The following is a 1138-nucleotide window of genomic DNA, read 5'->3' as shown; positions in this document are numbered from 1 at the left end:
TGTCAGCCGCTGGCTGGCTGAGGCCGGATTTGCATTGCGGCTCGGCGGTCGCCGTCTCGATCCCTTGCGGCAGCTGGCAACGCGGCTGGATGCGGAGGCTCGGCCGGTGGATCTATGGCAGGAGGAGGCGCTTCGCGAGTTTTTCCGGGGTTGCGTCGCGGTGGTGAACTGCGCCGGTCCCTCCTATCAGGTGCTCGATCGGGTGGCGCGTACTGCTGCCTCGGCGCATGCGCATTATGTGGATGTCTCAGGCGATGGTCCGGCATGGCATCTGTTGCAGGGGCAACCTGCCGGCGATAAGCACTGGACTGCGGTGCTCTCCGCCGGGATGCTGCCCGGGCTGGCAAATCTGGTGCCTGGCTGGATGAGCCAGCGTGCCGGCGGCGAGCTGACGGTCTACAGCGGCGGCATTGAGCAGGTGAGCGGCGCGGCGGCCACCGATCTGGTGCTGTCGCTAAATGAACAATGTAATGCGTTGCAGGGCAGCGATTACTGGTACGGAGAAGCCGGTGCCGGCTGGCGCCTCGGCCGTCGCGCCCGCCACGTTCTGTCAACGCAGCAGACGGATACGCTGGCGCATTTCAGCGGTCAGGTTACGTTACTGCCCTGGCTGAGCGCCGACGCCGAGCGGCTGGCGCTGCGCCATCATCTCTCCGCGCTGAGCTGGTACAACGTTTTCAGCGGTCAATGCCTGCGGGAAACCCTGACCGGGCTGCGCGGCAAGGTGGATGGCACATCGCAGAGTCTCGCCCTGGCCCGCGCAGCGGTGGAGAAGGCCAGCGAAATCGATCTGGCGGGCTACGCCCCTTATTACCAGATGGTGTTTGACTGGCAGCAGGAGGGGGAGCCGCGTCGGCGCGTCGTGGTGCGCACGGACAGCAGCCTGGCGCTCACCGCCGCCACCGCCGTCAGTACCGTTCTGAGCCTGATGCGCGGCGAGATTGTGCCGGGCGTGCATTTTGCCGATCGCGTCCTGAACCCGGCGACCGTGCTGGCTGATATCACGCGGCTGCATGCGGGCACCCACATCAGCCAGTATCTGCCGGACAGGCAGCCAGAGCAGGGGGTGATATGACTCCAGCTTCGACACCCCGCCGCCGCGCGATTGTCTGTGGTACCAGCTTTGGCCGCTTTTATC

The 1138-nt window shown here is 65.8% G+C and carries 1 protein-coding gene; it reads left to right on the top strand.

Going from position 1 to position 1138, the window contains the following annotated elements:
* A partial coding sequence (locus tag PFH44_RS27845; RefSeq protein WP_283826875.1) for a saccharopine dehydrogenase family protein occupies positions 1–1075 on the top strand: 1075 nt, incomplete at its 5' end.
* Positions 1076–1138: the final 63 nt, after the last annotated feature.

Origin of the sequence: Klebsiella sp. Ech2A (genome assembly GCF_030078455.1) — a bacterium.
Classification (GTDB): domain Bacteria; phylum Pseudomonadota; class Gammaproteobacteria; order Enterobacterales; family Enterobacteriaceae; genus Klebsiella; species Klebsiella terrigena.
The sequence above is the reverse complement of the archived record's forward strand: the minus strand, read 5'-3'. Positions and strand labels throughout refer to the sequence as shown.